We start from the raw sequence: 3,995 nt of genomic DNA on the forward strand, positions 1-3,995 counted from the left end.
CTTTTCTTAAGAAGTTAGGCGGGAGATAAACTGCCCGTAAAAGCCCGATTGGTGAGGGCTAATAATCAGTGGGGGATGAAGAAAACCCCACTGATTAAAGTTTCACTTTATCCTGTTATAACGTGAGTTAATAATAATTTATTATATTTACATGAATGTGTGAAAAGTTTTAATACAAAAATAGGTGTATTTGTATTAGCGGTTGTATTTCAGATAAAAGATTTGTTCATTTTATCTGAAACTTGAGGATGCGGCTTTACTATTCGTAAATTGCAGAATAAGAAATGATGAAAAGAAGTCAGAAAATAGTCAAACTTCGACATATTTATATACCCATTTTTTGTTATAGTAAAAAGAAAAGGGGGAAAAAACATGTATACACTTAAAATTGTTTCAGATCGTGAGGCTATTTATCAATTTGCGAGTTATGCTCAAGTGGTACAAGGGGTAGAAAATGTATATGTGGAAGTGGGAGAATCATTGTATGAGCACCCGCTCATGAAGTTTTATGTTCATGTTACCGTCAAAGAAGGGTATGAACAAGGGAAAGCATTGCGGGAAGTTGCACGTTTAGTAGAATTAGGACGTTTTACATATGTTCATTACCGAGATGAGGAAATTGAAAGAGCATTTGAGGACGTAAAATACGAAATCCATAGGGGTTAGATAATAAGAGAGGAAGGGGCTAATGTGAGTTAGCCTCTTTTTTGTGTATGAAAATATTTTATATGTATCAAACAAATAAAGAACGAATTTTGCTATTATAGGAGGGGAGAAGAAAGGGGAGTTACATAATGGGGTATATACAGGAGCTACGGGAATTAGTTGGAACAAAACCACTTATAATAGTAGGATCAGCAATTATTGTTTTAAATGAAAAAAATGAAGTATTATTACAACTTCGTTCTGATACATATGATTGGGGATTGCCGGGGGGAGCAATGGAGTTAGGAGAGACAATTGAAGAAACCGCAGAGAGAGAATTAAGAGAAGAAACAGGTTTAAAAGCAGATTCCCTACAGTTTCTCGGTGTGCTCTCTGGTCAAGACTTATATTATCGTTATCCGCATGGAGACGAAATTTATAATGTAATCAATGTATTTCAAGCGCATCATGTGTACGGTGAAATACAATGTGATGAAGAAGGATTAGATATGCAATATTTTCCAAATGATAAGTTGCCAAATTTAAATACAACAACAGAAAAAATTCTTCGGAAATTTTTATTGGCACTAACAGAATAGAAGGAGGGGATTATCCTTCTATATACAAGTTGAAAAAACGGCATAAAAATCCCTTCCCTTTTAGGGGGGACGAGAGCATCTGGCCGTGCAAAGAAGCGGTCAGGACCTTTTCCTACCACATGCGAGTATAGGTCATGGTGTATTCTGCATAGCAGAAACTTATGTGTCTGAAAATTTTAATAGATACATATATTCTAATTTTATTTAATATTTTGATTTTCTTAGTTGCTTCGTAATATAATAGACATAGATATGCATCTTGTAGTATTTCATCCAAATTTTACCAGGGTACATAAGAGAGGAGAAAGTACACGATGCGTAATGTAGTCGTTACAGCGGCAGTTCGTTCACCGATTGGAACATTTGGAGGAGCTTTCAAAAATGTAAAACCAACTGAACTTATAGTTCCTGTATTACAGGAAGCTGTAAAAAGAGGCGGTGTGTCGCCCCATGAAGTAGATGAAGTGATTTTAGGTCACTGTATTCAGCGAACAGATGAGGCAAATACAGCAAGAACGGCAGCTCTTATGGCGGGATTTCCGGATACGGTTACCGGTTACACAATTCAGCGTCAATGTGCTTCAGGTATGCAAGCGCTAATTTCAGCAGCAATGCAAATTCAATTAGGTGTAAGTGATGTTGTTGTTGCAGGAGGAGTAGAAGTGATGAGCTCTAGTCCGTATGTATTAAAAGAGAACCGCTGGGGACAACGACTACAACACGGAGAAATTCGTGATATGGTATGGGAAGTGCTAGAAGATCCAATGCATCATATTATGATGGGAGAAACTGCGGAAAATCTTGCTGAGCAATATGACATTTCTCGCGAAGAACAAGATGAAGTAGCGGTGTTAAGTCATCAACGTGCGCTTCATGCAATCGAAGCGGGCTATTTTGATGAGCAAATTGTTCCAATTACGAAAAAGGAACGGAGAAAAGAGGTTGTCGTTTCCAAAGATGAACATCCTCGTGCAGATATTACGTTAGAAAAACTTTCGGGTTTAAAAGCAGCTTTTCGCAAGGGCGGAACAGTAACTGCCGGAAACGCATCGGGTATTAATGACGGAAGTGCAGCGTTAGTCTTAATGAGTGAAGAAAAAGCGAAAGAAAAAGGGCTTCAACCATTAGCGAGAATTGTTGGATACTCTGTAGCAGGTGTAGATCCTAAAATTATGGGGATTGGACCAGTGCCAGCAATTCAAAAAGGACTGCAAAATGTAAATTGGTCAGTAAATGATGCCGATTTATTCGAAATTAATGAAGCATTTGCTGCACAATATTTAGCAGTAGAGAAAGAATTAGGCTTAGATCGTGAAAAAGTGAATGTAAATGGCAGTGGAATAGGTCTTGGTCATCCAATTGGATGTACAGGAGCACGTATTACAGTAAGCTTAATTCATGAGTTAAGAAGACGAGGATTAGAAAAGGGTATTGCTTCTCTTTGCGTCGGTGGCGGTATGGGAGTAGCGTTATTTATAGAAGCATTATAAGAAACAAAACCAGCTAGTGTGTCTACTAGCTGGTTTTGTTTATGGACGGAATAGATGATGGAATAGTCTTTCACGATCTTTAAAAAAGAGTTTCTGGATATATATAGTATAATAGTACGTATAATGATAGTTTCATAGTATGAAATGACAGGAGAAAGATTATGAAAGTATGGCACGTATTTTATATTTTATGTAGCATACTTATTCTTTTAAGTGGGTGTGCTCAGCAGGAAAAAGTGAAACAGCCGAAGAAACAGGCTATTCCCGAGACGAATGAATATGGCGGTATACAACTAACAAAAGTCGGACAAGAGATTAAGCAAAAAAACTGGGGGACTTTAAAATTAGAACAAATCAAACATGTAAATGAAACATTTACAGTTGGAACGATGAAAATCCATGTAGAAAATGTAAGAGTTATTACATTATCAAATTTGGAATCTGAAACAAAAGAGACGTTGAAAATGTATACAAAATTAACTCCGGAAGAAGTACAACGCCGCTTAGGAGAGACACTGGAGCGAACAGAGGCAGAATTATATGCATCACTAAGTGGACAAGATATTGATGATACTGCTAAATATATTGAAATTACATATAAGGTTGAAAATGCAGGAGACAAAGAGATGCAGTTCTTTTCTATGAATGATGTAACTGTAAATGAAAAGCAACAATTTCATGTGCCAGCGAAAAACTTCTTATATGCAGAAGATACGCTTGTTGGTACAAAAAGTGTAACGAGAGAGGATTATAGTCCTAGTGAAACAAGGGATGGCTTAATTGGGCTTTTACTAAGTGATCCTAATGAAAAAGTAAAAACAGTTTCTTTTACAACAGATACATTGGCAGCAGGAGACACACATGAAAAAATTGCAGAACCACAAACATTTACCATTTCACTATAATAGTGAAATGGTAAATGTTTGTTATATAAATATAAAATTTAAAAATTGACATAAAAACCCTCTTTCTATTTAGGTGGGCGAGAGCATCTGGCCATGCATAGAAGCGGTCAGGGCCTTTTTCTGCCACATGCGTGGTTAAAACAAAGGGAGCAAGTGAGTACAGGTCATGTTGACTTATATGTCGGAAAATTACAATGGATATATATAGTAGGATAGGAAATATGTCGTTTTATAGAGAATTTATATTTATCCCGCTATTTGTGGGCAGTAATACTCCCACCTCAAAATTCGGCGAAAGCATTGTCCAGTTCCAGTGGCTAGAATGTTCGGTGGCTTCGCTTCTTCCTGCGAGGTAA

At 37.0% G+C, this 3,995-nt stretch carries 4 protein-coding genes; all 4 read left to right on the forward strand.

Features of this window, described 5'->3' with window-relative positions; all coding sequences use genetic code 11:
• The first annotated feature begins 372 nt into the window (after window positions 1–372).
• The 4 genes from MR076_RS25755 to MR076_RS25770 all read left to right on the forward strand — a co-directional run bounded on the left by MR076_RS25755 (window position 373) and on the right by MR076_RS25770 (window position 3,639).
• Window positions 373–666: a DUF3928 family protein gene (locus MR076_RS25755; protein WP_242225409.1), complete on the forward strand. Its 294-nt coding sequence runs from the start codon at window positions 373–375 to the stop codon at window positions 664–666.
• A gap of 128 nt (window positions 667–794) precedes the next feature.
• Window positions 795–1,244: an NUDIX hydrolase gene (locus tag MR076_RS25760; RefSeq protein WP_242225410.1), complete on the forward strand. Its 450-nt coding sequence runs from the start codon at window positions 795–797 to the stop codon at window positions 1,242–1,244.
• Between the two features lie 314 nt (window positions 1,245–1,558).
• Window positions 1,559–2,734: an acetyl-CoA C-acetyltransferase gene (locus MR076_RS25765; RefSeq protein ID WP_242225411.1), complete on the forward strand. Its 1,176-nt coding sequence runs from the start codon at window positions 1,559–1,561 to the stop codon at window positions 2,732–2,734.
• A 158-nt stretch (window positions 2,735–2,892) separates the two neighbouring features.
• Window positions 2,893–3,639, forward strand: a complete 747-nt coding sequence (locus MR076_RS25770; RefSeq protein WP_242225412.1) for a SadB/YajI family lipoprotein — start codon at window positions 2,893–2,895, stop codon at window positions 3,637–3,639.
• The last annotated feature ends 356 nt before the right edge of the window (window positions 3,640–3,995 follow it).

The sequence above is a fragment of the Bacillus cereus group sp. BfR-BA-01380 genome (assembly GCF_022663535.1).
In the GTDB taxonomy this organism is placed as follows: Bacteria; Bacillota; Bacilli; order Bacillales; family Bacillaceae_G; genus Bacillus_A; species Bacillus_A cereus_BB.